Annotated in this window: 27 protein-coding genes and 1 tRNA gene; 14 read left to right on the forward strand and 14 right to left on the reverse strand. The window is 53.6% G+C overall.

Annotation, left to right across the window (positions count from 1 at the left end; genetic code table 11):
• Positions 1 to 38 precede the first annotated feature (38 nt).
• Complete coding sequence (gene pyrC / locus ACIGG6_RS01445) at positions 39 to 1,076, reverse strand: dihydroorotase (RefSeq protein ID WP_399841488.1); 1,038 nt, start codon at positions 1,074 to 1,076, stop codon at positions 39 to 41.
• A gap of 153 nt (positions 1,077 to 1,229) precedes the next feature.
• Here pyrC and ACIGG6_RS01450 point away from each other — a divergent pair, with 153 nt between their 5' ends.
• From ACIGG6_RS01450 to ACIGG6_RS01460, 3 genes are read left to right on the forward strand one after another with little or no spacing between them, the layout of a single operon-like run.
• Positions 1,230 to 1,646: a hypothetical protein gene (locus tag ACIGG6_RS01450; protein ID WP_044630548.1), complete on the forward strand. Its 417-nt coding sequence runs from the start codon at positions 1,230 to 1,232 to the stop codon at positions 1,644 to 1,646.
• A gap of 8 nt (positions 1,647 to 1,654) precedes the next feature.
• On the forward strand, positions 1,655 to 2,926 hold the full coding sequence (locus tag ACIGG6_RS01455) for an ATP-binding protein (RefSeq protein WP_399841491.1): 1,272 nt from the start codon (positions 1,655 to 1,657) through the stop codon (positions 2,924 to 2,926).
• A gap of 36 nt (positions 2,927 to 2,962) precedes the next feature.
• Positions 2,963 to 3,502 carry a response regulator transcription factor gene (locus ACIGG6_RS01460; protein WP_399841492.1) on the forward strand — a complete coding sequence of 180 codons (540 nt, stop codon included), beginning with the start codon at positions 2,963 to 2,965 and terminating at the stop codon, positions 3,500 to 3,502.
• Between the two features lie 51 nt (positions 3,503 to 3,553).
• Here the strand turns inward: ACIGG6_RS01460 and ACIGG6_RS01465 are convergent, their stop codons facing one another.
• Both ACIGG6_RS01465 and hybE read right to left on the reverse strand, forming a co-directional pair.
• A complete protein-coding gene (locus tag ACIGG6_RS01465; RefSeq protein ID WP_253505280.1) occupies positions 3,554 to 4,327 on the reverse strand; it encodes a 3-hydroxybutyrate dehydrogenase in 774 nt (257 codons plus the stop codon).
• Between the two features lie 82 nt (positions 4,328 to 4,409).
• Positions 4,410 to 4,850: a [NiFe]-hydrogenase assembly chaperone HybE gene (gene hybE, locus ACIGG6_RS01470; RefSeq protein WP_044630544.1), complete on the reverse strand. Its 441-nt coding sequence runs from the start codon at positions 4,848 to 4,850 to the stop codon at positions 4,410 to 4,412.
• Positions 4,851 to 5,000: 150 nt separating this feature from the next.
• Between hybE and ACIGG6_RS01475 the strand changes: the two genes are divergently transcribed.
• Positions 5,001 to 5,264, forward strand: a complete 264-nt coding sequence (locus tag ACIGG6_RS01475; RefSeq protein WP_083025950.1) for a GrxA family glutaredoxin — start codon at positions 5,001 to 5,003, stop codon at positions 5,262 to 5,264.
• A 114-nt stretch (positions 5,265 to 5,378) separates the two neighbouring features.
• Positions 5,379 to 6,146, forward strand: coding sequence for a DUF1338 domain-containing protein (locus tag ACIGG6_RS01480; RefSeq protein WP_399841496.1), 768 nt, complete (start codon positions 5,379 to 5,381; stop codon positions 6,144 to 6,146).
• Positions 6,147 to 6,185: 39 nt separating this feature from the next.
• On the opposite strand, the gene ACIGG6_RS01485 is transcribed toward ACIGG6_RS01480, so the two are convergent.
• The gene (locus ACIGG6_RS01485) at positions 6,186 to 6,848 is read right to left on the reverse strand and encodes a CoA transferase subunit B (RefSeq protein WP_044630542.1); all 663 of its coding nucleotides are present in this window, start codon (positions 6,846 to 6,848) and stop codon (positions 6,186 to 6,188) included.
• Between the two features lie 49 nt (positions 6,849 to 6,897).
• The gene (locus ACIGG6_RS01490) at positions 6,898 to 7,596 is read right to left on the reverse strand and encodes a CoA transferase subunit A (protein ID WP_083025954.1); all 699 of its coding nucleotides are present in this window, start codon (positions 7,594 to 7,596) and stop codon (positions 6,898 to 6,900) included.
• Positions 7,597 to 7,800: 204 nt separating this feature from the next.
• On the opposite strand from ACIGG6_RS01490, the gene ACIGG6_RS01495 reads away from it, so the two are divergent.
• The 3 genes from ACIGG6_RS01495 (at position 7,801) to ACIGG6_RS01505 (ending at position 10,602) form a co-directional block, all read left to right on the forward strand.
• Complete coding sequence (locus tag ACIGG6_RS01495; protein ID WP_399841499.1) at positions 7,801 to 8,700, forward strand: LysR family transcriptional regulator; 900 nt, start codon at positions 7,801 to 7,803, stop codon at positions 8,698 to 8,700.
• Between the two features lie 112 nt (positions 8,701 to 8,812).
• Entirely contained in the window at positions 8,813 to 9,694 is an 882-nt protein-coding gene (locus ACIGG6_RS01500; protein ID WP_399841502.1) for an acyltransferase, read from the forward strand.
• Positions 9,631 to 10,602, forward strand: a complete 972-nt coding sequence (locus ACIGG6_RS01505) for a LysM peptidoglycan-binding domain-containing protein (protein WP_399841503.1) — start codon at positions 9,631 to 9,633, stop codon at positions 10,600 to 10,602. The genes ACIGG6_RS01500 and ACIGG6_RS01505 overlap by 64 nt, the downstream gene beginning before the upstream one ends.
• 68 nt (positions 10,603 to 10,670) lie before the next feature.
• On the opposite strand, the gene gcvT is transcribed toward ACIGG6_RS01505, so the two are convergent.
• Positions 10,671 to 11,783 carry a glycine cleavage system aminomethyltransferase GcvT gene (gcvT, locus tag ACIGG6_RS01510; protein WP_399841505.1) on the reverse strand — a complete coding sequence of 371 codons (1,113 nt, stop codon included), beginning with the start codon at positions 11,781 to 11,783 and terminating at the stop codon, positions 10,671 to 10,673.
• Between the two features lie 90 nt (positions 11,784 to 11,873).
• A complete protein-coding gene (locus ACIGG6_RS01515) occupies positions 11,874 to 13,277 on the reverse strand; it encodes an alanine/glycine:cation symporter family protein (protein WP_253505296.1) in 1,404 nt (467 codons plus the stop codon).
• A 409-nt stretch (positions 13,278 to 13,686) separates the two neighbouring features.
• Here ACIGG6_RS01515 and gcvH point away from each other — a divergent pair, with 409 nt between their 5' ends.
• Positions 13,687 to 14,076: a glycine cleavage system protein GcvH gene (gene gcvH, locus ACIGG6_RS01520; protein ID WP_399841508.1), complete on the forward strand. Its 390-nt coding sequence runs from the start codon at positions 13,687 to 13,689 to the stop codon at positions 14,074 to 14,076.
• Positions 14,077 to 14,161: 85 nt separating this feature from the next.
• Positions 14,162 to 17,056: an aminomethyl-transferring glycine dehydrogenase gene (gcvP, locus tag ACIGG6_RS01525; RefSeq protein ID WP_399841510.1), complete on the forward strand. Its 2,895-nt coding sequence runs from the start codon at positions 14,162 to 14,164 to the stop codon at positions 17,054 to 17,056.
• Between the two features lie 39 nt (positions 17,057 to 17,095).
• Here the strand turns inward: gcvP and ACIGG6_RS01530 are convergent, their stop codons facing one another.
• Entirely contained in the window at positions 17,096 to 17,998 is a 903-nt protein-coding gene (locus tag ACIGG6_RS01530) for a LysR family transcriptional regulator (RefSeq protein ID WP_044630534.1), read from the reverse strand.
• 215 nt (positions 17,999 to 18,213) lie between these two features.
• Between ACIGG6_RS01530 and ppnN the strand changes: the two genes are divergently transcribed.
• The 4 genes from ppnN (at position 18,214) to ACIGG6_RS01550 (ending at position 20,990) form a co-directional block, all read left to right on the forward strand.
• The gene (ppnN, locus tag ACIGG6_RS01535) at positions 18,214 to 19,596 is read left to right on the forward strand and encodes a nucleotide 5'-monophosphate nucleosidase PpnN (protein WP_399841513.1); all 1,383 of its coding nucleotides are present in this window, start codon (positions 18,214 to 18,216) and stop codon (positions 19,594 to 19,596) included.
• A gap of 60 nt (positions 19,597 to 19,656) precedes the next feature.
• Positions 19,657 to 20,385, forward strand: coding sequence for a sulfite exporter TauE/SafE family protein (locus ACIGG6_RS01540; protein ID WP_083025966.1), 729 nt, complete (start codon positions 19,657 to 19,659; stop codon positions 20,383 to 20,385).
• Positions 20,386 to 20,498: 113 nt separating this feature from the next.
• Positions 20,499 to 20,699, forward strand: a complete 201-nt coding sequence (locus ACIGG6_RS01545; RefSeq protein WP_044630531.1) for a hypothetical protein — start codon at positions 20,499 to 20,501, stop codon at positions 20,697 to 20,699.
• A gap of 102 nt (positions 20,700 to 20,801) precedes the next feature.
• Positions 20,802 to 20,990 (forward strand): hypothetical protein, encoded by a 189-nt coding sequence (locus ACIGG6_RS01550; RefSeq protein WP_399841516.1) that lies wholly within the window; start codon positions 20,802 to 20,804, stop codon positions 20,988 to 20,990.
• A 110-nt stretch (positions 20,991 to 21,100) separates the two neighbouring features.
• On the opposite strand, the gene ACIGG6_RS01555 is transcribed toward ACIGG6_RS01550, so the two are convergent.
• The 6 genes from ACIGG6_RS01555 to ACIGG6_RS01580 form a co-directional block, all read right to left on the reverse strand.
• Positions 21,101 to 21,177, reverse strand: a tRNA-Pro gene (locus ACIGG6_RS01555).
• Between the two features lie 114 nt (positions 21,178 to 21,291).
• Positions 21,292 to 22,104, reverse strand: a complete 813-nt coding sequence (locus ACIGG6_RS01560) for an inositol monophosphatase family protein (RefSeq protein WP_399841518.1) — start codon at positions 22,102 to 22,104, stop codon at positions 21,292 to 21,294.
• A gap of 87 nt (positions 22,105 to 22,191) precedes the next feature.
• The gene (locus ACIGG6_RS01565) at positions 22,192 to 22,653 is read right to left on the reverse strand and encodes an anti-virulence regulator CigR family protein (protein ID WP_399841521.1); all 462 of its coding nucleotides are present in this window, start codon (positions 22,651 to 22,653) and stop codon (positions 22,192 to 22,194) included.
• 66 nt (positions 22,654 to 22,719) lie between these two features.
• Positions 22,720 to 23,187 (reverse strand): pilin, encoded by a 468-nt coding sequence (locus tag ACIGG6_RS01570; RefSeq protein WP_399841522.1) that lies wholly within the window; start codon positions 23,185 to 23,187, stop codon positions 22,720 to 22,722.
• 5 nt (positions 23,188 to 23,192) lie between these two features.
• Positions 23,193 to 23,687, reverse strand: a complete 495-nt coding sequence (locus ACIGG6_RS01575; RefSeq protein ID WP_399841525.1) for a pilin — start codon at positions 23,685 to 23,687, stop codon at positions 23,193 to 23,195.
• Between the two features lie 74 nt (positions 23,688 to 23,761).
• The gene (locus ACIGG6_RS01580) at positions 23,762 to 24,265 is read right to left on the reverse strand and encodes a pilin (protein ID WP_399841528.1); all 504 of its coding nucleotides are present in this window, start codon (positions 24,263 to 24,265) and stop codon (positions 23,762 to 23,764) included.
• Positions 24,266 to 24,289 lie beyond the last annotated feature (24 nt).

The following is a 24,289-nucleotide window of genomic DNA, read 5'->3' on the forward strand; positions in this document are numbered from 1 at the left end:
CTTAATGGCTCCGTTTTCGTTGAGACTTATACAGCGCGTTACTTTTTCATCGCCCATTGCAGTGTTTCACCTGCCAGCAGGGGCACAATGGTTTGTCCCGATGCGTAGGGGTAACTCTCCGGCAATACCCATTGACGGCGCTCAAGGGTTACCGTATCCGTATTCGGCGCCAAGCCGTAGAAGCGTGGGCCGTTCAGGCTAGCAAACGCTTCTAGCTTATCCAGCGCCTGCATCTCTTCGAACGCCGTCGCGTATAGCTCGATGGCAGCGGGAGCGGTATACGCACCAGCACAGCCGCAGCTCGACTCCTTATCGCCTTTCGCGTGGGGTGCGCTATCAGTGCCTAAAAAGAATTTCGGGCTACCGCTGGTCGCCGCTTTCAGCAGGGCTTGGCGGTGCTGTTCACGTTTGAGAATAGGCAAGCAGTAGTAGTGAGGACGAATGCCGCCCGCTAACATTTTGTTGCGATTGAACAGCAAATGGTGAGCGGTGATAGTCGCCGCTACGTTATCGGAGGCGCTGGCCACAAACTCAGCGGCCTGCTGAGTGGTAATGTGCTCGAATACTACTTTCAAACTAGGATGATGCGCCAGCAGCGGTTTCATCACCCGCTCAATAAACATCGCTTCCCGATCGAAAATATCGATCTCGTGATCAGTGACTTCTCCATGCACCAATAACGGCATGCCCAGCTTGGCCATCATAGCAATCGTGGCGTCACAGTGAGCAATATCCGTCACACCTGACGCAGAATTGGTCGTCGCCCCTGCTGGATAGAGCTTTACGGCTTTAACAATACCGCTTTCTACCGCGCGCTCAATTTCTTCAGGTGGCGTCGTATCCGTCAGATAAAGCACCATCAAAGGCTCAAACGCACTGCCCTCTGGTAGCGCTGCCAGGATTCGCTCGCGATATGCTATTGCCTGCTCTGTCGTCGTCACCGGCGGTTTCAGGTTAGGCATAATAATAGCGCGCCCCATTTGCGCAGCAGTATGCCCCACCACGGCGTTTAACGCCTCATCATCACGTAAATGCAGGTGCCAATCATCGGGGCGGGTAATGGTAATAGCGTCCACGGCAAATCCTATTCTGATCTTGGGTAAGGGAGTTCAGAGAGCTGCCACAGTATACTCAATACGGCGATAGGATAAATCTGCGCGTTACCCCCACAGATAAGCGCAAGTGTCGTATCATGGCGGCACGCTGTAAGATCAAGGATTCAGTTGTTTATGCAGAACGTACGACGCTATGCGGATTTTATCGCCAGCATCGAGGGATTGGCGTGGCTGGGGCTCGCATGGTCGATTTCTATATCAATGCACCGTCAAAGCACCGAACCTACTCTGGCGATGCTATTTGTGGTGGCAACGCTGGTCCTGTTTAGCTGGGCACATCGACCTATGCGCTATTTACTGCGCCGTTACCACATTCGTAAGCGCCGCACTGACATGTGGATTCACACGCTGGCGCTACCGCTGCTACTGGCGATGTTTTTCCACATTATGTTGGAAGCGTTGCTCGGCTCGGCCTGGCTCCCTCCTAAGATGCTGCTGTTTAACCTGTTAGCCTCTGCGGGTTGGATGACGTTTGTCATGACCCTATTTATTAAGTTCGTTATCCATAGCGTCAAAACTTCAAGTAAATAAGCCGCCTCATGCCTACTGCTCTGCCCTTGCCGCTCTCTACGCCTAACCGCAATCTGGTACGGCTCACCATCGTTCGGGGGATCACCTGGACGGGTTTTTTGATGGCCATTATTGTAGGCATCGAACTACTAGCGTTTAACTTGCCCGTCACAGCCGTGGTCAGCGTAGTCATTGCCATGGGCATGTTGAACATTGCCACGTGGTGGCGGCTGGGTAGGCCTAGAGCCGTTAGCCATGGCGAATATTTATCGCATTTACTAGCCGACATCGCAGGGCTCACGCTGCTGTTTTACTTTTCAGGTGGCTCCACCAACCCGTTTATCACTTACTACTTGGTGCCGGTGACTATTGCCGCAGCCACCCTACCTTGGCGCCACGCGTGGATCATCGCCGCCTGCGCCATGGCAGGCTACAGCTTCCTGATGTTTTACTACCACCCGATACCGCAGCTAGGGCATATCAGTAGCGATGGCCCGTTAAGTCTACATATCCTAGGAATGTGGCTGAACTTCGGACTTTCTGCCGGCCTAGTCACCTTCTTTATTTATAAAATGGCCCACGCCCTGCGCAGCCGGGATAAAGCGCTTTCCCGCACCCGGGAGGCTGCGCTACGCAATGAGCAAGTGCTCGCCGTGGCCACCCAAGCAGCGGGTACTGCTCATGAACTGGGAACGCCGCTTTCTACGATGGCCGTGCTATTGAAAGAGATGCAGGCGGACGCGGAGCAAGAGAGCCCACTAGGGCAAGACATTGCGCTGCTGCGCCAGCAGGTGGATATCTGTAAATCGCGCCTGCAGCATTTGGTCAGCAATGCTGACCGTCGACGTATGGCCGAACCTGAAATACTCGATGCGGAAGTGTGGCTGGCCGGCGTGGTACAGCGCTGGCTCGTAATTCGGCCCGATGTTAGCCATCGTTTTGAAGTCGCTGAACGCCGCGGCAGACCTTGGCTGGCAGTTGATGCCACCTTAGACCAAGCGCTGACTAACTTGTTGAATAACGCCGCCGATGCCAACCCCGAGCACATTGCTATTCGCCTGGATTGGCAAGACGAGGGGGTGGTGATTGATATTCGTGATCACGGCCCAGGCGTGGCGATGTCGATTGCGGATCAGCTAGGCGATACCTTTGTCTCCACTAAAAGCAAAGGCATGGGCATTGGCTTATTTCTCACCCACGCCACGATTAACCGCTTCGGCGGCGGCGTTAGCCTTTATAACCATCCAGAAGGTGGAACGCTGACCGAGGTCACCCTGCCGCGTTGCTCAGCACCAACCTAGGGTGAGACGGCAGCTATTTAGACAAATGAGGGTACTATGCAGAACCAAGAGCAACGTCTGCTGATTGTCGATGACGATGAAATGTTTTGCCACGTGCTAAGCCGCGCACTGACCCGCCGCGGCTTTGAAGTGATGGTCGCTCACGACGCCGACCAAGCGCTGAATATCGCGGCACAGTTTATGCCCACCATGGCCACGCTTGATTTAAAGCTGGAGCACAGCTCTGGCCTTAAGCTGCTGCCTGAACTGCTCTCCGCAGTACCAAGCTGTCGCATCGTTGTGCTCACGGGTTACTCCAGCATTGCTACGGCGGTAGAAGCTATCAAACTTGGCGCGATCAACTACCTGTGTAAACCGACAGATGCCGACGATGTGATGGCGGCCTTTGAACACCCTGACGCTGACCCCAATATCGAGCTGGCGGATAATCCCCCTTCCATCAACCGGATTACCTGGGAGCATATCCAAAAAGTGCTGCAAGAGCATGATGGCAATATTTCCGCCACGGCTCGGGCGCTAGGCATGCACCGCCGCACACTACAGCGCAAGTTGCAAAAACGCCCGGTTCGCCGCTGAGCCCGCCCGTTATCAAGCTCCACTAGCTATCGTAACAGGCGGGGGGTTGGATTAGTGTGCTGTCCAGCCGAGATCAATATTCCAGCTAGCGCCAGTGACTGCACCCGCCGCATCTGACGTCAGGTAAGCGACCAACTGAGCAACTTCGGAGGGTTCGATTAAGCGCTTAATCGCGGCGTTTTTGAGCATGATTTTCTCGATCACCTCTTGCTCATCCATACCATGCAGCTTGGCCTGATCGGCGATCTGGTTATCTACTAACGGGGTTTTAACATACGCAGGGCAAATCGCATTGGCGGTAATGCCCTGTTCGCCGCCTTCCAGCGCAGCGGTTTTGGTTAACCCAATCATGCCGTGTTTGGCGCTGATATACGCCGCCTTACCCGGCGATGCCACCTGCGCATGGATTGAGGCAATATTTACCACTCGCCCCCAGCCCTTTTCACGCATATAAGGCCAAGCGGCCTGGGTGAGAAGGAATGGCGCGGTCAGCATCAGGTCGATAATTTGCCGCCACTTCTCTTCGGGAAAAGTCTCGATAGAAGCGACATGCTGAATACCGGCATTATTCACCAAAATATCCACGCCACCAAAGCGTTTCACTGCCTCAGCAATCGCGCCACGGCATGCATCTGCATCGGTGAGATCCGCTTGGTAAAACGCCGCGCCTGCCGCTTCTGCAATCTCTTTTCCAGCAGGATTAAAATCGACCGCCAGGACTTGATGGCCCTGCTCGCAAAAGTGTTTAACAACGGCTTCACCGATACCACTGCTGGTACCAGTCACCACGGCAACCCGAGGGGTTGAAGCTTTTTGGGATGACATTCAGACTTCCTTTTATTAACTGCACGGTAATGAATGTATAAACGCTCATGAGTATAGGAGTCGCAGGCAGCTTCTGCCTACTCTACCCTTGCGGTACAGCGTTCGGGGTCATTAGCTGTTCCATCATGCGCTGCGCTAATCGTGCCGTCTCTTGAAGCGTTTCAAGATCGCTTAAATCTTCTAAGATTTTTCGCTTATAAAGCTCGATACCCGCGGGCAAACGCTCTAGTTGCAGTGAGTAACGGCCTGAAGGAAGCGTTAACGCACACTGTGACTCAAGCGGCGCTTGTAAAGCAGACTGCTCTGGCAGCGCGACAAGCCATAGCTCACAAGGCGTAATTAAAGCGCCAGCCATCACGCTGGCGCCGCTAATGCGCGACTCAATATGCTGAAAACAGAGCGCATCAACGCCTAATCGCGGATTGAAGTGCGCCTGCTGCTTAAGTCCTGCCAAGTGCTCATCGCGGTAGCACTTGGCAAGCTCAGCTAAATAACCATATTCATGCGGTGCCAGGGTTTGCATGGCTTCTCCTACTGTTCCGTTGCTCATTGTGCGGCTTTATAGGACACGTAGTGTGGTGCTATTGGCGAAAACCTTTGCCCTACGCCACAATGGGCGCTGATTCCTAATCCAAGCACTTACTTATTTCTGTATCGTAAAGGAGTTGTTGCCATGTTTGTGGTCATTTTTGGGCGCATGTCGTGCCCATTCTGTGTACGTGCCAAGCATCTTGCCGAACACCTCGAGAGTAACGGCAAAATTGATGGCTACCGCTATGTGGACATGCCCTCAGAAGGCGTTACCAAGGAAGATATCGCCAAAACTGCGGGCAAACCCATTCATACCGTACCGCAAATCTTTGTCGACCAGCAGCACGTTGGCGGCTTTACCGAATTCGACCAGTTTGTCCGCGATAAGCAATTAATGGCCTCTTAGCGGCCGTTAAAATCGCCGTTAAACCCCGTTGAACCTACGAACTCCTTGCTTGCCTATACTGACCTCTCAGTTACCTGTTTACTCACGGACGTCTATAGGCGGCGAGGAACCCCAATGCAGCGCGAGGAGTTTGTACAACAGCTGTGGCTCGACTATATCCATACCCATCCAGATATTGGCAGCTTAAGGCTATGGCCGCTTAGCACCACTGCTGAATATTTAACGCTGGTGACGCTTAACTACGGCCCTTTTGCCATGAATGCCTTAAGCGTGTCGCTAGCGCGCATGGGCTATCGTTCGGTGGGGCACTATGCCATGGCCGATAAAGGGCTGCTCATCCACTTAATGGCTCCTGCGGATGAGAGCAGTTGGCTAGTATTGGCAGAACTACAGATAGGCACCCTATCGAAAGTACCCCGTGAAGCACTGACCTCGCTAGTGCATCAGAGCCACCCCGCCGACTGTAAGGGGCAAAACCTGCTTTGCCGCGGCAGGCCATGGCCGATGCCCTCCTGGGCGCTTTATCAGCAGTTACAAAATGCCCACCCGCTTGCTGCCTGGCTGTCCGTAATGGGGCCACGTTTACACCATGCAGGCTTTGACTGTTACCGGATTAATGAGTCGATCGATACGATTAGCAAGCAATTGGAAAACGCAGGCATGCCATCACTAAGCGGTCAACAGAATGGCGTATTCTCGGTATCCACACTGCTTGAACATCGCTTTTACCCTGCCACGCCGCAAAAAGTGGTCTTTAGCGATGGCGATGAGCACCGTTTATGCTTGGGAGGCTTGGCACTCACCCAAAAACAGCTAAGCGATGATCATGAGCGTGTTGCTGAAATTTTATTACCCTTTCATGCCCGGTGTGAAATGGCGTGAGCCAAGGCCCACGCCATTTCACCATGCTCGCTTTCAGTGTTACTCGTCGAAGGTCATTTCTGGAACGTGGTCAGGAACGATCAGCTTGCCTGCAGTTTTCTCGACAATTTCCTCAACGCTAACGCCGGGCGCGCGCTCTTTGAGGATGAAGGCACCGTCTTTAATTTCCAGGTAAGCCAGATCCGTTAGCACTCGATTGATGCACCCGGCGCCAGTGAGCGGCAAGTTACATTTTTCCAGCAATTTGGATTCACCGTGTTTGGATGCATGGGTCATGGTGCAAATAATATTTTCTGCGCCAGCCACAAGATCCATCGCTCCACCCATACCCTTGATGAGCTTACCAGGGACCATCCAAGAGGCGATATTGCCCTCCTGATCAACCTCAAACGCACCCAGTACGGTTAAGTCCACATGTCCGCCACGAATCATGGCGAACGACTCAGCGGATGAGAAAATGGCAGCGCCAGGACGCGCGGTAACGGTCTGTTTGCCCGCGTTAATCATATCGGGGTCCACTTCCTCCTCAGTGGGGAAGCGCCCCATGCCCAGCAAGCCGTTTTCAGACTGGAGCATGACATCTATACCATCTGGGATATAGTTAGCTACCAGGGTAGGAATACCAATGCCTAAATTGACGTAAAAACCATCCTGCAGTTCACGGGCAACGCGCTGTGCCATCTGTTCGCGAGTTAAAGCCATGGTGCCACCTCTTGTCTTAGCAGTTAGTTGATTGTTGGCGTTGTTGCGCTTAGCTGCGCACCGTGCGCTTCTCAATACGCTTCTCGAATGTGCTTTGAATAATACGATCCACGTAGATACCCGGCGTATGAATCTGGCTTGGCTCCAGCTCGCCTGGTTCAACAATCTCCTCAACTTCTACAACGGTGATCTTGCCTGCCGTGGCGGCCATGGGGTTAAAGTTCTGTGCAGTATGGCGATACATCACGTTGCCATAGCGGTCGGCTTTCCAGCCTTTCACAATCGCAAAATCGCCTTTAATGGCTTCTTCTAAAATATAGTGGCGGCCATCGAACACACGCTCTTCTTTACCTTCTCCAATCGGGGTGCCATAACCAGTAGCCGTGTAGAAGGCGGGAATGCCCGCGCCGCCAGCACGCATTTTTTCTGCCAGCGTTCCTTGAGGGGTCAGTACCACCTCAATTTCATTATTCAGCATTTGCTGCTCAAACAGCGCGTTTTCGCCTACGTAGGAGGCGAAGATTTTGCTAATTTGCCGATCTTCGAGCAGAAGGCCTAAGCCAAAACCATCCACGCCACAGTTGTTAGAGACAACGGTAAGGTCTTTCACACCACGACGTTTAATTTCTGCAATCAGATTTTCTGGAATACCACACAGACCAAAGCCACCTGCGAGGACGGTCATGCCGCTTTCGATGCCTTCCATTGCTTCTTCGTAAGAAGCTACACGCTTGTCGAATCCTGCCATTGTTATGCCTCACATTGTTGTTGAGTACGTATCGGTGTTGAGAACGTTTGTCGAGAATAGTGTGTAAGAAGCGTTTGTTGGAATGTCGCGCCATACATAGTGAGTATGACGATCAGAACAGTATTGCCAGTGTTGTCCTAGATGATATATTTGTTAAGTTTGTTTTTCTTATCAATTTATTTTAATAACTTATAAAGAGACGCCATGACCGTCAAGCAGCTTCGTGCATTTTTAGCCGTGGCACAGACCTTGAGCTTTACCCAGGCATGTGAGCGCCTGCACCTTTCACAGCCCGCCCTAAGCCTTGCCATCAAAGGGTTAGAAGATTCGCTAGGCGGCAAACTGCTTATCCGTAGCACCCGCAGCGTGCGACTAACCCCAGAGGGGGAGTCGCTGCTCCCGCTTGCCAAACATCTGCTGGCGCAGTGGGATAACACAGAGGAACGCCTGCGCCAGCGGTTTACGTTACAGCTAGGGCGACTCAGCGTTGCGGCCATGCCGTCTTTTGCCTGCAATCTATTACCCAGTGCACTGGTTAAGTTTCGACAACAGTACCCCAAAATCAACGTTACGGTGCACGATGTGATCAATGAAGAAGTCACGGATATGGTGCGTTCCCGACAGGTAGAGATTGGCATTGCCTTCTCGCCGGAGGGCCAGGGAAGCTTAAGTTTTACACCTTTGTTTGAAGATCAGTTTGTCGCCGTGGTTCCTCCTACCTCGCCCCTGGCTCACCGCGACACACTGCCCTGGACGCAGCTGCTTGAGAATGACTTTATCACGCTACAACGCCCTTCCATGGTACGGCGTTTACTGGAGCAAGAGCTTGGCAAGCGCCATATAGACCTCCCTGTCGCCTTTGAAAGCCACCAGCTCTCTACCGTCGGAAGAATGGTCGCGGAAGGCCTAGGGGTCAGCGCTGTGCCTTCCATGTGCATTCAGCAAATGCATGAGCTGGGTGCGCGCTGCGTACCACTTGTCGAGCCAAGCATCGCTTGCCGAGTGGGGATCCTGACCCAGGAAGAGCTTTCCGTGGCGGCGCATGCGCTGCGTAGCGTGTTGCTTGAGAGTGTTAAAGCACCTTCCCTACCCATTGATGCATAACGCTTTGATACAGTTATGCTGGGCAGCGTGGCGCTGATCTATTAGCATTTATCGCTAAGCACGTGCTTAAAAGGCCTTTAGCACGCAGACGAATTGCTTTGAGGATTGTGGTATGCCAATTATTAAAGGGGGCGTTAGCATCTTGCTGCTGACGTTGAACACGCTGGTTTGGGGTGTCCCCCTGATTATTCTGACGCTGCTCAAAGTCATCGTCCCTGGGCGGCGGCCAAAAGAGTGGCTGCTTAAAGGGCTATGTGCCGTCGCACTAAACTGGATTGGCGTCAATTTGTGGTGGATGCGGCACTGGTTAAAACCTAATGTCTCGATCAACGTGCCAGATACATTAAGCCCTGAGCAGTGGTGGCTGGTAATCTCCAACCATCGCAGTTGGACCGATATCTTTATTCTGTTTATGGCACTGCACCGACGCATTCCTATGCCGCGCTTTTTTCTCAAACACCAGCTTATCTGGATCCCGATTGTTGGTCTCGCCTTCTGGGCGCTTGAGTTTCCCTTTATGCGTCGCTTTAGCCGTGAGCAGATCGCCAATAACCCCAAGCTAGCCACAGTTGACCGGGAATCCACTGAGCGCATGTGCCGCCAAGCTCGCCATGCCCCTATCGCTATTTTTAATTTTGTCGAGGGAACCCGCTTTACCGTCGCCAAACGTGAGTCGCAGCAAAGTCCATTCCAGCATCTGCTTCGCCCTAAAGCAGGAGGAATTGCCCAAGTACTTAGCCTGCTGGGTGATCAGTTGGATGGTATTCTTGACGTCACTATTAGCTATACCAACCCATCACCCACGTTTATGGGTTTTTTATGCGGTAAAGAAGCCCCCATTACGCTTGAAGCCCGGCAGCTAGCCATTCCTGAATGGATGCAAACTGCCAACTACCATGACGAACCGCAGCACAAGGAACGCTTCCACGCATGGATCAACTCACTCTGGCAGGAAAAAGATACCTTGCTAGATCGCCTCAGCGACCACGACTAAGCCACTGGCTCACTATTTGTGTATTGGCCAGCGTGCTAACTGGCTGCGCCAGCTCTGCCCCCTCCTCTAGCCAGCGGGTGCCCGCCGCTAGCAGCGCCAGCGCTATTGGCGGCAACTGGGTAGAGGTTAGGCGTGGGGATACGCTAGGGCGGCTCGCGGCACGGGCTAACGTACCACTTGAACGGCTAGAGCGCTTCAACCCCGGGGTTGACTCTCGCCGTTTAGCCGTTGGTCAGCGCCTATTGATCCCAACCCAGCAGGAGCGAGCGCCTTCTGGCGGCCCTTATCGCTATCAAATCCGGCCCGGCGATACCTTCTCAGGTATTGCCAGGCACTTTAGCACCACAACGGGGCGAATCCAGAGTGCCAACCAAGGCACTTCCCCCACGGCATTGCGTGTCGGGCAAATCATTAGCGTACCACTTAGCAGTACCGCTAGAACGGCATCATCAAGCAGTAGTTCAGCCGCTAGTAGCGCCAATAACCGTAATGCATCAACGCCCGCCCCTGCGCCAAGCACTAGTTTGCCAGCTTCGGCACGCCGATGGCCGTGGCCTTTAGAGGATTATCGTGTGGTTCGTCGGTTTGGTGCCGACAGCCGCGGCACACTACAGCCCATGTTGTTGGCAACTCAGGCAGGCGCTCGTGCTAAGGCCGTAGCCCCTGGTGAAGTACGCTTTGCAGATAGCATGCGACAGCTCGGCGATGTCGTGATTGTGCACCATGCCGATAACTTGCAAACCGTTTACGCGCTCTGCGAGCGGATTCTCGTCCGCGTAGGGGACCAGGTGAGTACAGGTGATGAGCTGTGTGATGTAGGACAAAGTAACGCGACACAGCGTTATGATCTGCTGTTTGACTTACGTCAGGGGGGAAAACCCATCGACCCACGACAGGTGCTAAGGTAAGCATATTCCGCATGCAAAAGCCCCGCGAGGGGCTTTTGCATCTTTTTTGAATTAACTGCGCTCGCTAATTAACCGCGATAGTAACCAGGGGCCACAAATGGCATCGCGGAAACGCACATGGGTAGCTGCTTGCCGCGTACTAACGCGTAGACGGTAGTACCGGGCGCTTCCCACTCACGGGCGAGGTACCCCATGGCAATAGGTTTACCGACGCTTGGACCAAAGCCTCCAGAAGTAACCACACCAATCTCATTGCCCGCCTCATCGACCAGCAGACTGCCTTCTCGCACCGGCGCGCGCCCTTCTGCCACCAGCCCAACCCGCTTGCGGGTATGATCTTTGGTATCCACTTGGTGCAAGATCACATCGGCTCCGGGGAAACCCGCTGCTCGCTCGCCGCCATGGCGACGCGGCTTGCCAATGGCCCAGATCAAGCTGGCCTCGACAGGCGTGGTTTGCATATCCATATCGTGGCCATATAGGCACAAGCCCGCTTCCAAGCGCAGTGAATCCCGTGCGCCCAAGCCAATCGCTTCTACTTCAGGCTCGGCCAGCAGCGCCTCGGCCAGCGGCTGACACTCTTCTGCGGCGACAGAGATTTCAAAGCCATCTTCGCCGGTATAACCACTGCGGCTGATCCACACGTCACATCCTGCTAGGGTGTAACGACCATGTTGCATAAACGTTAGCTCACAGGCTTGCGGGCAGAGGCGCTGCATCACATCGCGGGCCTGTGGCCCTTGAAGCGCCAGCAGACCGCGATCAAGCACATCGATTTGATGAGTGTTACCAAGATTGGCGCGCAAATGGGCAATATCTTGGTCTTTGCATGCCGCGTTCACCACCAGATAGAAGTGATCGCCAGCATTCACCACCATCAAATCATCGATAATACCGCCATCGGTGCTGGTAAAAAGGCCATAACGCTGCTGGCCTTTTTGCAAGCCCACCAAGTCCGCTGGGATAAGACTTTCCAGCGCTTCAGCGACCTTTTCTCCGGAGACCAGAATCTGTCCCATATGCGACACATCGAACAAGCCACACCGCTCGCGGGTATGCTCATGCTCTTTTTTAACACCCAGCGGGTATTGCACCGGCATATCGTACCCGGCAAAAGGCACCATCTTGGCCCCTAGCTGCGTGTGAAGCGCATGAAGTGGCGTGTGGTTCAGATCAGTCATGGCATTTCCTCTGTCAAAAAAGAGAAACGGGAAGCCTTACTAGGCTTCCCGGCTCTATTACATCGTGCATTGCCTGCTTACAGGCAGGCCTTATTTATCATGATCCAGGGCTTCACCCGGCAGCACGTCCTTACCAGCAAAATAATCCCGAGTGAGCTTAAAGACAACCGGAGACAGCAGCGCCAGGGCAATGAGGTTAGGAATCGCCATCATCGCGTTGAAGGTGTCTGCCATCAGCCAGATAAAGCCCAATTGCGCAATTGCACCCAGCGGAATAGCCAGTACGAACAGCACTCGGTACAGCATAATAGAGCGCGTACCGAACAGGAACTGGCAGCATTTCTCACCGTAAAACGACCAGCCAAGAATGGTGGTAAAAGCAAAGATTGCTAGCGCAATGGCCACGATCTGATTACCAAAGCCAGGCAGCGCCGCATCAAAGGAGAGCGCGGTGAGCGAAGCGCCCGCTTCGCCTTCCATCCACACGGTAGAGGTCAAGATCACCAGCGCCGTGATGGTGCACACGATGATGGTATCAATGAACGTACCCAGCATGGCAATCAAGCCCTGACGAACCGGGTTTTTCGTCTGCGCAGCAGCGTGAGCAATCGGTGCACTGCCCAGACCTGCTTCATTGGAGAAAATACCCCGCGCCACGCCAAAGCGGATGGCGGCCATTACCGCAGCACCGGCAAAGCCACCGGCTGCTGCCATGGGGTTGAAGGCGTAGTAGAAGATCAGCCCAAAGGCGTCACCGATTTGGCCCGCATTAACGATCAGCACCAGCAAGCCCGCAATCACATAAGCAATGCCCATCACCGGTACCAGCTTACCAGCCACCTTGGCAATGCGCTTGATGCCACCCAATATCACTGCACCGGCCAGTACCATGATGATAACGCCGGTTAACCAGTGAGGAACACCAAAGGTGGCATCCATGGCGTCAGCCACGGAGTTAGACTGTACGGTATTACCAATCCCGAACGCGGCAACAGCACCAAAGAACGAGAACAGACCGCCCAGCCACAGCCACTTACGGCCCAAGCCATTCTTGATATAGAACATCGGCCCGCCTACATGGTAGCCAGTGCTATCGGTTTCCCGGTAGCGCACCGCCAGCACGGCCTCAGCAAACTTGGTCGCCATACCCACCAGTGCGGTAATCCACATCCAGAACACGGCGCCTGGGCCACCTAGTGCGATGGCCGTTGCCACGCCGGCAATATTACCGGTACCAATCGTCGCAGACAGTGCTGTCATCAGCGCGTTAAAGGGAGAAATTTCCCCCTCATCGCTGGGTTTTGCAGGGGTTTTATCGGATGGCTTGGCATCGCGGCCTTGCCACATTAGCTTGAAACCCATGCCGAGTTTACGTATCGGCATCAGTTTCAAGCCAATCTGCAGGTAGATACCCACCCCCAATAGCAGGATCAGCATTAACGGGCCCCACACCACGCCGTTAATGGCCCCTAATAGGCTTGTTAACGTTTCCACACGACTCTCCTTACCCAATTGATTAATGCATTTGTTATGAAGGTTAGGTTGTTCACCCGCTCCAACCGATAGCAGATGAAATCACCAAGCGTTCCTACCATAGCGCTTAATTAACGCTGGAAAAACGGATGATGGGTATGTTTTACACCATTTTCTTAGTGCGCTTCCATGCCAATGTCGCCTGCTGATAGAGAAAGCTGCTCTTTTTGAAACTGGCTGGCGCACTGAAACAACGGAAAAAGAGCATCCATTTTTAGCCTTTTGGAGGCAATGAAGAAATTTGTTTCCGATAAGAAACACGGTACCATATACCCACTTACGCTCACTGCGAGCTGGCCACAGTCGCCAAGGCGAACGACAAGCGCTAGTATGCTTTCGTTCTGTCCACTGATTTTATAAGGGAATCACTATGAGCAATCTTCCTGCCAATCTTCGTTACGCTGCCAGCCATGAATGGGTTCTTGATCATCAAGATGGCACCGTCACCGTCGGTATCACCGACCACGCGCAAGAAGCGCTAGGCGATGTGGTATTTGTTGAACTGCCCGAAGTTGGCCAAGCGCTAAGCAAAGGGAAAGAGTTTGGCGTAATAGAATCCGTAAAAGCGGCCTCTGACCTCTACTCGCCGGTCAATGGCGAAGTAATTGAAGTGAACGAAGCCCTCGAAGACGCTCCCGAAACGGTGAACGACGCCCCCTATGAAGGCGGCTGGATTATGAAAGTGCGTGTAACCGACCAAGCCCTAGAAGGTCTCTTAGACGCCGATGCGTATCAAGCGACGCTGAGCGCCGACGCCTAAGTCATGTAGCCAAAGCGCCTGCCCCTGCGGCAGGCGCTTTATTATCGCCTCTGCACGGTTTTCTCATTACGTCCGGAATCTCCCCATGCCTTTTGAATCACGCCGTTTGGCCGAACTGGCCGACCACGATGCTTTTATCAAACGCCATAACGGGCCCAGCCCCGATGATGTCGCCACCATGTTAAAAGCGCTCAATATGCAGCGCATGGAAGACCTGATTGAGCAAACCGTGCCTAGCGATATTCGCCTAGGTCGCGAACTTGCCCTTGACGACCCCCGCAGTGAAGCGGAAGCCCTTGAATATTTGAGCCAGTTAGCGCGCCAGAACCGCGTCAGCAAAAGCTATATTGGCCAGGGTTACTACAACACCCACATGCCCGCAGTGATTCAGCGCAACGTGCTGGAAAATCCCGGTTGGTATACCGCTTACACGCCTTACCAGCCCGAAATTTCCCAGGGCCGTCTGGAGGGATTGCTAAACTTCCAGCAGGTGATTATGGATTTAACCGGCATGGAGCTTGCCAACGCTTCCCTGCTGGATGAGGCCACCGCCGCCGCAGAAGCCATGGCGCTGTGTAAGCGCGGCAATAAAAAGAGCAAGTCGAACGCGTTCTTCGTGGCTGACGACCTCTTTCCGCAAACGTTAGATGTCGTCAAAACCCGTGCCGAATTCTTTGGCTTTGAGCTGATCACCGGCCCCGCCGAAAGCCTTGCCGAACACGATGTGTTTGGCGCTCTGGTTCAGTACCCCTCTGCCAGCGGCAGCGTCAGCGACTTAGCCCCGATGCTAAAAGCGGCTCAAGAGCGCGGCATTATGACCTGCGTGGCCACCGACCTGCTTAGCCTGGTACTGCTAAAAGAGCCGGGCGCGATGGGTGCGGATATTGTCGTAGGTAACTCGCAGCGCTTTGGTGTGCCCATGGGCTTTGGCGGCCCGCATGCGGCGTTCTTCGCTACCTCCGACAAACTCAAGCGCTCGATCCCAGGACGGATTATCGGCGTCTCTAAAGACAGCCGTGGTAAAACCGCGCTGCGCATGGCCATGCAGACCCGCGAGCAGCACATTCGCCGTGAGAAAGCGACGTCGAATATCTGTACCGCACAAGCGCTGCTGGCCAATATTGCCGGTTTCTACGCCACCTATCATGGCGCAGAAGGCCTACGCAAAATTGCCGGTCGCGTTCACCGCCTGACTACTGTGCTGGCTACCGGCTTACAGCAAGCCGGCGTTCAACTAGCGAATAACACCTGGTTCGATACGCTACGCCTTACCCAGGTAGACGCGGGCAAGATTCACGGCCGCGCCATGACCCACGATATCAACCTTCATTACTTCGCCAATGGCGATGTGGGTATTAGCCTGGATGAAACAACCACCGCCCACGATGTTGCCGCCCTATTCGATGTACTGCTGGGCGATGAGCATGGTCTGGCTGTGTCAGTACTGGATGACCAGGTGGTAACCGATAAGCTGAGCGGTATTCCGGCTGCCTACCAGCGGGAAAGCGATTTTCTGGAACATCCGACCTTCAATCGCTACCACAGCGAAACCGAAATGCTGCGCTACCTGAAGCGTCTTGAGAACAAAGACCTGTCGCTGGCCCATGCCATGATCCCGCTAGGTTCCTGCACCATGAAGCTCAACGCGACTAGCGAGATGATTCCTGTTTCATGGCCTGCGTTTGCCAACCTGCACCCGTTCGCGCCTCGCGACCAGGTAGCGGGCTACCATCAGATGATTGATGAGCTGGCAGCCTTCTTGGTCGAAGTGACCGGCTATGATCATATCTCGATGCAGCCTAACTCAGGCGCGCAGGGTGAATACGCGGGCTTGCTGGCGATTCGCCGCTATCAGGCAGCTCAAGGTGAAGCTCACCGTGATGTGTGCTTGATTCCAAGCTCCGCCCACGGCACTAACCCGGCCTCTGCCGCCATGCTGAGCATGGAAGTGGTGGTGGTGGAGTGCGATGCTAACGGCAACATCGATTTAGAGGATTTGACCCGCAAAGCCGAGCAACACAGTGAGCGGCTTTCAGCGGTGATGATTACCTACCCGTCGACCCACGGCGTCTTTGAGTCGCACGTTCGCAAAGTATGCGAAGTGGTGCACCAGCATGGCGGCCAAGTTTACGTCGATGGCGCTAACATGAATGCTCAGGTTGGCCTCACTCGCCCTGGCGACTTCGGCGGCGACGTGTCTCACCTGAACTTGCACAAAACATTCTGCATCCCCCACGGCGGCGGTGGTCCGGGGATGGGCCCGATCGGCGTTAAAGCACACCTGGCCCCGTTTGTGTCTAACCATGTGGTGACGCCCATCAACGGGGTTAACCCAGAGAGCGGCGCGGTGTCGGCGGCAGCCTTTGGCAGCGCTTCCATTCTGCCGATCTCGTGGGCGTACATTAAGATGATGGGTGCCCGTGGCTTGCGTGAAGCCACCGAGCTGGCCATTCTTAACGCCAACTATATTGCTAAGCGTTTAGAAGCGTCCTATCCGATTCTCTATCGCGGCCAGAACGGCAATGTCGCCCATGAGTGCATCATCGATATCCGACCGCTGAAGAGCGCGTCTGGTATTAGTGAAGAAGATATCGCCAAACGTTTGATGGATTACGGCTTCCATGCCCCCACCATGTCGTTCCCAGTACCGGGTACGCTGATGATTGAGCCCACGGAATCTGAATCACTCTACGAAATTGACCGCTTCTGCGATGCGATGATTGCGATTCGTGAAGAGATTGCACGGGTAGAGAGCGGCGAATGGCCGCTGGATAATAACCCGCTGGTGAATGCGCCACACACACAAGCCGACCTAATGGATAGCGCATGGGACCGGCCTTATGACCGCCAGCTAGGCGCCTTCCCCACAGAAGTAGTGATGGCGTCGAAATACTGGCCCTCAGTGAATCGCGTCGATAACGTCTTTGGTGATCGGCAGTTGATCTGCTCCTGCCCCAGCATTGACGAGTATCGCCGTTAAGCAATATCCATAGCGCGATAGGAAACGCCCCTGGCCCGTTTATTCGGGTATCAGGGGCGTTTTTTCTTGGAGACGCTGATCATGAAAGCCGTTCAACAGCTTTTCATAGCGTTTAGGTAGGACAGAATCTTGCCGACGAAGAAGATAGAGCACTTCGTTAATCGCTTGGGGAAGCGCTAACGCCTTCACCTGCCGCTGCCACGGCGACGTTTCTAGGACTAAGCGCGAGACCACCGTAAAGCCAAGCCCCCTCGCCACTGCGTCCAGCACCATGCTCACTTCATTGGTGAATCCCTGATGACGGAAATGAGTCATGGAGCGAAATTCATCGGGATAGTTCGCCCGCAATAGTGCATTGGCGTGGTTAATCCCATCGTAGTAGTTGATAAAACCGATACCCATTAACTCTGACAGCGTGCTGCCTGCAAAATCAGCAGGTACGACCAAGCAGAGCGGCTCTTTGTGCCATACCGTGCAAGTGAGTTCCGGGTGATTGACCTGCTCGGTCACGATACCGATATCGTAGCGGCCTTCAAGCAGGTCGTTGACGATCTCATGGTTGAACGCAAAGCTATAGTTAACGGTCAGGTTGGGATGCATCTGCTGCTGACCGAGAATATAGGGATAAAACATCAGCCCTACGCTGCCTGGGGATGCAATCCGGCATTCGCCGCTATCCAGCGAGTCATCATCCAAGCCATGCCGGAACTGCTCATGTTCGGCAAACAGCTTAAGTGCGTAATCATAGGCACGGCGGCCCGATTCGGTCAGGGTAAAACTTCTGCCACGGCGCTCTAACAGCGTTTTGCCAAGATAGCTCTCCAACTTACGAATATGCTGGCTAACCCCAGGCTGCGTCATCTCTAAACGACGCGCCGTTCGTGTGAAACTGCCGGTTTCCACTAACGTTATAAACGTCCGAAAGTATTGGGCATTAAACATAGGGTTTAAGCAACATCCTCATTATCCATCATCGTAAGGCGCTGACGTGAAGCACTATTGTGACGTGCTATCGCACCCGCAGCCGTGTGCGCTTGCAGGCCCCTAGCGTAGCACAAACGCTGCTAAGACGGGCGCTTAGCCGCATTGCTGAACAGCGCCAAGCGCCGTGCTAGTATGCAGGTTCGTTACTAACACTCTTAGGGACAGCCAGACTAATGACGCAAACCCCAGCGCCTCGTGCCACGATTTCCAGCATTATTTCTCCTGAAGGAAGCCTTGAAGTCCTCTCGCAGCATGAGGTTAATCGGCTCAAGAGCACGTCTAAAAGTGGTTTGCACGATTTACTGCGCCGCTGCGCGCTTGCCGTACTTAATTGCGGTAGCGCTACTGATGACAGCTTGGCCATTCTCGAAGCCTATAAAGATTTCGACATTGAAGTACTGCAGCAAGATCGCGGCATTCGCCTAAAGCTGACTAACGCGCCAGCAGAAGCGTTTGTAGATGGACGCATGATTCGCGGTATCCGCGAACATCTCTCGTCCATCATTCGCGACATTGTGTATATTTATAACGAAATTCAGCACCACAAGCGCTTTGATCTCAGTACGGGCGAAGGCACCACCAATGCGGTGTTTCATATCCTGCGCAAGGCGGGCACGCTGAAACCCGGTCGCGACCCTAGTTTAGTGGTGTGCTGGGGCGGGCACTCTATTTCCCGCGAAGAGTACGAGTACACCAAGGATGTGGGCTACCACTTGGGCTTGCGCGATTTAGATATCTGCACCGGCTGTGGGCCTGGCGCTATGAAAGGCCCAATGAAAGGAGCCAACGTGGCGCATGCCAAACAGCGCCGTAAAGATGGCCGTTACCTAGGCATCTCGGAGCCCGGTATTATCGCTGCCGAAGCGCCTAATCCCATCGTTAACGAACTCGTCGTCATGCCGGATATCGAGAAACGTCTAGAAGCGTTTGTGCGTCTAGGCCACGGCATTATTGTCTTCCCCGGTGGCGTGGGTACCGCAGAAGAGATTCTCTATTTGCTGGGTATTTTGTTGCACCCCAGCAACCGGGAGATCCCCTTCCCCCTCGTCTTTACCGGCCCTGCCAACTCCGCGGCTTACTTTCAGAAAATCGATGAATTTCTGGTGTACACCCTCGGTGAAGAGATTCGCCGCTACTACACCATTATTACGGGCGACCCGGTGGCCGTTGCTCGCACAATGCGCGAAGGCATTGACCAAATTGCCGATTTCCGCCGCCAACATCAAGACGCCTTCTACTACAACTGGCGCTTGACCATCGCCCGTGAGTTTCAAGCACCCTTTGAGCCCACCCACGAAGCGATGCGCGGCCTGGCCCTTCACCGCCAGCAGCCCACCCACGAGCTGGCCGCCAACCTAAGGCGCGCTTTCTCCGGCATTGTGGCGGGTAACGTGAAAGAGCCGGGCATTCGCGCCATTGAAGCTCATGGCCCCTTCGAGCTCACCGCTGAGCCAGAATTGATGCAGCGTTTGGACGCGTTGCTTAGCTCCTTTGTTGCCCAAGGGCGCATGAAGCTTGATGGCCAGCCCTATACGCCCTGCTACGTGCTTAGATAATCCTTAGTAGCTTCACCCATAGCAGGTATCGCCCATGATACCTGCTTAAGGAAACTCGCCGTGATTATTGCACTGCTCACTTTCGTCATTGCAGGGATTGTTAAGGGAGCAATTGGCTCGGGAGTTCCGGTGGTCGTTGTACCTGTCTTGACCATGCTTTATGACGTTAAGCTGGCCATTGCCGTGCTGGTAGCTCCCAATCTTTTTAGCAATGCGCTTCAGGTATGGCAGTACCGCCAGCACCTTCTCCCCCTGCGCTTTCTACTCTCATTTGCCGTAGCCGGTGGCGCTGGCATTGTACTTGGCACCTGGGGGCTAGTAGTGCTCTCACCAACACTGCTATCGCTAGGCGTCGCTGCAGCAATTCTTCTGTATCTCATCATCAAGCTGGCCAAGCGTACCGCAACGCTACCATTTACGGTCGCAAAGCGAATTGTACTCCCCGTCGGTTTGTTGGCGGGTGTGCTTCAAGGCGCTGCGGGCATGTCGGCCCCTGCCTCAGTCACTTTTTTGAATGCCATGCAGCTTGAGCGTCGCGTTTTTATTGGCTCAATTTCGGTATTTTTCGTTGCCATTACCCTGGTACAAATACCTGCACTACTCAGTGCTGGCATTCTTACGGGTGAGCGCACGCTCTACAGCCTGGGCGCATTACTTGTGATACTCGCCGCCATGCCTATTGGTGCACAACTTGGCAGGCGATTACCCCACCGCTGGTTTGATAATCTCATTATGTGTTTGTTGGCGAGCATCGCACTGAAAATCATCTTGGATGCCCTGCTGACATAACACCATTGCGCTAACACTCTGCACAATGATGCGAGAGCCGCTACACTGAAGCCTGCAATAACCGCAGTCACTCGCGATTATTGGCAGATTCTTATCAAGGAAAGGAGTCATACATGGAAATGATTAACCAGTTGCAAGACGGCAAAACCAAAGCTTTTGCGAAGCACTGTTTTGAACGCTACTCCGCAGAAGAGCTCAATAGCGCTGCGGAAGGTTCACCCGACCAAGCGGAAATGGAGCATTGGGGAATTACCGCAGGCCAATGGGAAGAAGCGGTCGCTACAGCACTCGCCGACCATAAAGCGCAAGGTTAATGGCCCCTCCCCAACAGAGCACATGGGGAAACAGCATTCATCGAGCGTGGTAACTGGGAGTAATTAGCCCCCTTTCTTACCAACAGGAACTAGGAGGTTCGCATGCGGAAATGGATTATGATGTCCCTCGCTAACTGGCTGCGTAAGCCAAAAAATCGCCAGAAAGCCAAAACAGCCTGGAACGATTTACGCGGCCGAAATAATGGAAAGCGAACGCCTCAGCAATCGCAAGCCACGCGGCGCGACTCATCAACGCCGCGCTCTAACGAGCCTTTCGATAACCGCCGCTAGCTTCAGTCCCAAACACGCCTTGGCCCCTATCGCTGGGGCCAATTTTTGAGCCGAAACAGCAGGCATAAAAAAACGGCCGCTGCGATAAACGCAAGCGGCCGTTTTAGTATTGGTCGGAGTGACAGGATTCGAACCTGCGACCTTTGCAACCCCATTGCAACGCGCTACCAAGCTGCGCCACACTCCGATGTCTGTTTGGCATTTGCCTCAAGACGGTGCGTATACTAGCGCTTTATTAGCCAAATGAAAAGCTCTTTTTGCGCTTTCTTTTCAAATGCTTGCCGTTTCGCCTACTGACCGGCTAGCTGCTGGCTTCAACCAGCATCGTGGCCATGGCGTCATATACCTTTGGCGCAGTGACTAACAGTTGTTCTGGAAAGAGGTCGGCAGGTATGTCGGCGGGCACATCCACTAGATGCCCTACACGCGCACCAGCTTCCCGGGCGATAACCCAGCCCGCTACAAAATCCCAGGGCGAAACTGTTTCATAGTAGGCATCTAACCGCCCGCAGGCGACATCACAAATATCTAAGGCCGCTGATCCATTGCGGCGTACGTCTTGGCAGTGGGTCAGCGTAGCTTCCAAACGGCGCAGCAGGTGCTTACGGGCGGTTTTATCATAAGGGAAGCCAGTGCCTACCAAGGTGCTTTCCAGCGAATCCGCAACGCTTGGTGTAATCGGCTGCTGATTACAAAACGCTCCTAAGCCCTGAGCAGCACTAAAGGTGTCATTTAGAAATGGCGCATGAACCACCCCCACTTTTCCTACCCCCTGCTCAATCCAGCCAATAGAAACCGCCACATGCCGCAGGCCTTGAGCAAAGTTCACCGTGCCATCGATAGGGTCAACCACCCATAGCTGTTCGGCGGGGTTGTGTAGCGCTTCTTCTGGGCTTAGCTCTTCGCTTAAGCGCGCCTCACCGGGGAAGTGCTCTTCCAAACGCTGGCTAATCAGCTTATCGACGGCAACATCCACATCGGTCACGAGCTCAATGCCCGCCTTTAAACGCTGGCTAAAAGTTTGCTGTTCTCGGGCATTACGAATCATCTGCCCAGCCTCTTCGGCAATCTCTATGGCCAGTGCCAGCCGCGCTTCCAGGGTATAAACCGCCATGTTCGCTCCTCAGTGGGGTGTTTGTTGTTTCTCAGCATAAGCGTTGATCCATGGCATTACCATAACGCCCCAACACATGGGAACGAGTTAGCGCAAAGCATCCACCAGCACATCGACAACCACCCGAGTCGCGGCTTCAATTAACACCACATCAGCGCCAACACGCTCCCACTCGTATCCTGGGTAACGGGGCAGCTCACGGGCAATGGGGCCGTCAAAGCGCTTAGCAATGCCGGGAGATAGCGGCTTACCGCGCTCTAAATTGCGCTGAATACCAGGGGGTAACGGTTCCGCACGGGGGGCATCGTGGCGGCGCAGCAGTCGCAACAGCTCGCGCTCGTTAATACGCGGTAAATCCACATAACCATCGCTATGAGAGCGACGGGCGCCACTTTCACGATGGCCGCTGTCACCGCCTCGGTGGCGCTCTGCCTGGGAAGCGTTATCCCGGGCGCCGTGGGCTGGCGCATGGGCGGGTTGGGCCAACGCGGTACTGCTTAGCATAAGCGCGCTAGCGCCGATCAAGAGTTGATGTAGTAAACGGCTCATAAAAAAAGCTCCACTGTGATCAGGGAGCTTAAGTTTAGAATAACAATGCGCAGGAAATGGTGAAGGTTAGAAACTAGATGGCGTGCCTCGACAGCTTCCAGGAAGATACTTCTCATCAATACCATTTTGTTTAGCCGACATACAGGACCATTTAATTGACCCTTCATCTGCCACAAGCTCAATACGTAACCGGCGACCACGAATATCTTTGGACACATGCCCGTCGGTACTCATCCGAATGCCGATAGCTACCTTATCTTCCCGATAAAAGTAGTCCACATCCTGGATATAACGAGTTTGCGAAACCAGCTCCTCCATACCAGTATCTTGCCCCGTACCGAAGTTGCCAGAGAACGCGTAACGCTCTGCTAGCTCAGACTTTACGCCGCTCAATACATTCAATGCCTCTGATACCTGAGCGCGTGCCGTATAGTTTTGATATTGAGGTATCGCGATAGAAGCCAACACGCCAATAATAGCCACCACAATCATCAGCTCGATTAGGGTAAAGCCACGTTGAGTTCCTTTCCACATTGCTATTAATCCCGTTGATCGCGGCACGAGCCAGGTAGGTATTTTTCATCCATGGCATTACCTGCTCCTGTGGTCGTCCGGCAACTCCACTGAATTGCTCCTTCAGAGAACTGAGACTCCATCACAACCCATTTTCCGGCTATCGCGCTATTCGCGTTATCGCTCATTTCCATCACAACACGCGCAGCATAATCATTACCTGCTGGCCAAACACCTATGTAGCCAACGTAGCGGTCATCACTAGTTTGACCACTATTGCCACTTCGATTGCCATCAGCTGGCATACCTATATCTTCATTACTCTCAGGAAACTGACCCCTCACCGAATAGTATTCACTTATGGCGGTTTTGTAAGCGGAGGCCAAATTGAAGGCTTCTGATACTTGCGCACGTGCGGTGTAGTTTTGATATTGCGGAATTGCGATAGAAGCCAACACGCCAATAATGGCCACCACAATCATTAATTCAATTAAAGTAAAACCGCGTTGAGTTCCTTTCATCTTCTCAGTCTCTTGATTTTCTATTAAAAAGGGGCCAAAGGCCCCTTATATTAACATTTATAGCGAGTATTCACTTAACTATCATTGTTATCGCCACCACCAGTAGTCGCCTCACCACGACAACCTGCAGGCAGTAAACGAGAATCCAAACCACTACATGTCCAACCAGTCGAAGGGTCATCAGTTGTAATTAGGAGCGTGTTATTAGAGTCACTAGAGTTAGCTATTGCTGTATCAGCTTGATATGTCACCGTGATGGTACCAGTGGAATTATCAAACGCGTAACTAGCATCTTGAACATAGCGTCCAGCGGGATCTGCAGATGTCCCACCCAGTTCTTCTATTGCCCCAGTCGCAGGCATTGATCCATTTAAAGAATATTGCTCAGCAATATCCGCACGCATTCCTGCCGTTACCGAAAGTCCTTCGCTCGCTTGGGCACGAGCAGTGTAGTTCTGGTACTGCGGCACGGCGATGGATGCCAGTACACCGATGATCGCGACGACGATCATTAGCTCAATCAGCGTGAAACCGCCCTGCTTGAGGTTGCGAAGCGCGTTTTTTGCAGTTGTCTGCATCTAAAAATCTCCTTGGAGATATTG

The sequence above is a fragment of the Vreelandella lionensis genome (assembly GCF_044543515.1).
GTDB classification, from domain to species: domain Bacteria; phylum Pseudomonadota; class Gammaproteobacteria; order Pseudomonadales; family Halomonadaceae; genus Vreelandella; species Vreelandella lionensis.

Bases quoted from the DNA above. Each gene is read 5' to 3' on its own strand.
- ACIGG6_RS01450 (WP_044630548.1), top strand. From the start codon at position 1,230: ATGCAGAACGTACGACGCTATGCGGATTTTATCGCCAGCATCGAGGGA.
- ACIGG6_RS01455 (WP_399841491.1), top strand. From the start codon at position 1,655: ATGCCTACTGCTCTGCCCTTGCCGCTCTCTACGCCTAACCGCAATCTG.
- ACIGG6_RS01460 (WP_399841492.1), top strand. From the start codon at position 2,963: ATGCAGAACCAAGAGCAACGTCTGCTGATTGTCGATGACGATGAAATG.
- ACIGG6_RS01465 (WP_253505280.1), bottom strand. From the start codon at position 4,327: ATGTCATCCCAAAAAGCTTCAACCCCTCGGGTTGCCGTGGTGACTGGT.
- hybE (WP_044630544.1), bottom strand. From the start codon at position 4,850: ATGCAAACCCTGGCACCGCATGAATATGGTTATTTAGCTGAGCTTGCC.
- ACIGG6_RS01475 (WP_083025950.1), top strand. From the start codon at position 5,001: ATGTTTGTGGTCATTTTTGGGCGCATGTCGTGCCCATTCTGTGTACGT.
- ACIGG6_RS01480 (WP_399841496.1), top strand. From the start codon at position 5,379: ATGCAGCGCGAGGAGTTTGTACAACAGCTGTGGCTCGACTATATCCAT.
- ACIGG6_RS01485 (WP_044630542.1), bottom strand. From the start codon at position 6,848: ATGGCTTTAACTCGCGAACAGATGGCACAGCGCGTTGCCCGTGAACTG.
- ACIGG6_RS01490 (WP_083025954.1), bottom strand. From the start codon at position 7,596: ATGGCAGGATTCGACAAGCGTGTAGCTTCTTACGAAGAAGCAATGGAA.
- ACIGG6_RS01495 (WP_399841499.1), top strand. From the start codon at position 7,801: ATGACCGTCAAGCAGCTTCGTGCATTTTTAGCCGTGGCACAGACCTTG.
- ACIGG6_RS01500 (WP_399841502.1), top strand. From the start codon at position 8,813: ATGCCAATTATTAAAGGGGGCGTTAGCATCTTGCTGCTGACGTTGAAC.
- ACIGG6_RS01505 (WP_399841503.1), top strand. From the start codon at position 9,631: ATGGATCAACTCACTCTGGCAGGAAAAAGATACCTTGCTAGATCGCCT.
- gcvT (WP_399841505.1), bottom strand. From the start codon at position 11,783: ATGACTGATCTGAACCACACGCCACTTCATGCGCTTCACACGCAGCTA.
- gcvH (WP_399841508.1), top strand. From the start codon at position 13,687: ATGAGCAATCTTCCTGCCAATCTTCGTTACGCTGCCAGCCATGAATGG.
- gcvP (WP_399841510.1), top strand. From the start codon at position 14,162: ATGCCTTTTGAATCACGCCGTTTGGCCGAACTGGCCGACCACGATGCT.
- ACIGG6_RS01530 (WP_044630534.1), bottom strand. From the start codon at position 17,998: ATGTTTAATGCCCAATACTTTCGGACGTTTATAACGTTAGTGGAAACC.
- ppnN (WP_399841513.1), top strand. From the start codon at position 18,214: ATGACGCAAACCCCAGCGCCTCGTGCCACGATTTCCAGCATTATTTCT.
- ACIGG6_RS01545 (WP_044630531.1), top strand. From the start codon at position 20,499: ATGGAAATGATTAACCAGTTGCAAGACGGCAAAACCAAAGCTTTTGCG.
- ACIGG6_RS01550 (WP_399841516.1), top strand. From the start codon at position 20,802: ATGCGGAAATGGATTATGATGTCCCTCGCTAACTGGCTGCGTAAGCCA.
- ACIGG6_RS01560 (WP_399841518.1), bottom strand. From the start codon at position 22,104: ATGGCGGTTTATACCCTGGAAGCGCGGCTGGCACTGGCCATAGAGATT.
- ACIGG6_RS01565 (WP_399841521.1), bottom strand. From the start codon at position 22,653: ATGAGCCGTTTACTACATCAACTCTTGATCGGCGCTAGCGCGCTTATG.
- ACIGG6_RS01570 (WP_399841522.1), bottom strand. From the start codon at position 23,187: ATGTGGAAAGGAACTCAACGTGGCTTTACCCTAATCGAGCTGATGATT.
- ACIGG6_RS01575 (WP_399841525.1), bottom strand. From the start codon at position 23,687: ATGAAAGGAACTCAACGCGGTTTTACTTTAATTGAATTAATGATTGTG.
- ACIGG6_RS01580 (WP_399841528.1), bottom strand. From the start codon at position 24,265: ATGCAGACAACTGCAAAAAACGCGCTTCGCAACCTCAAGCAGGGCGGT.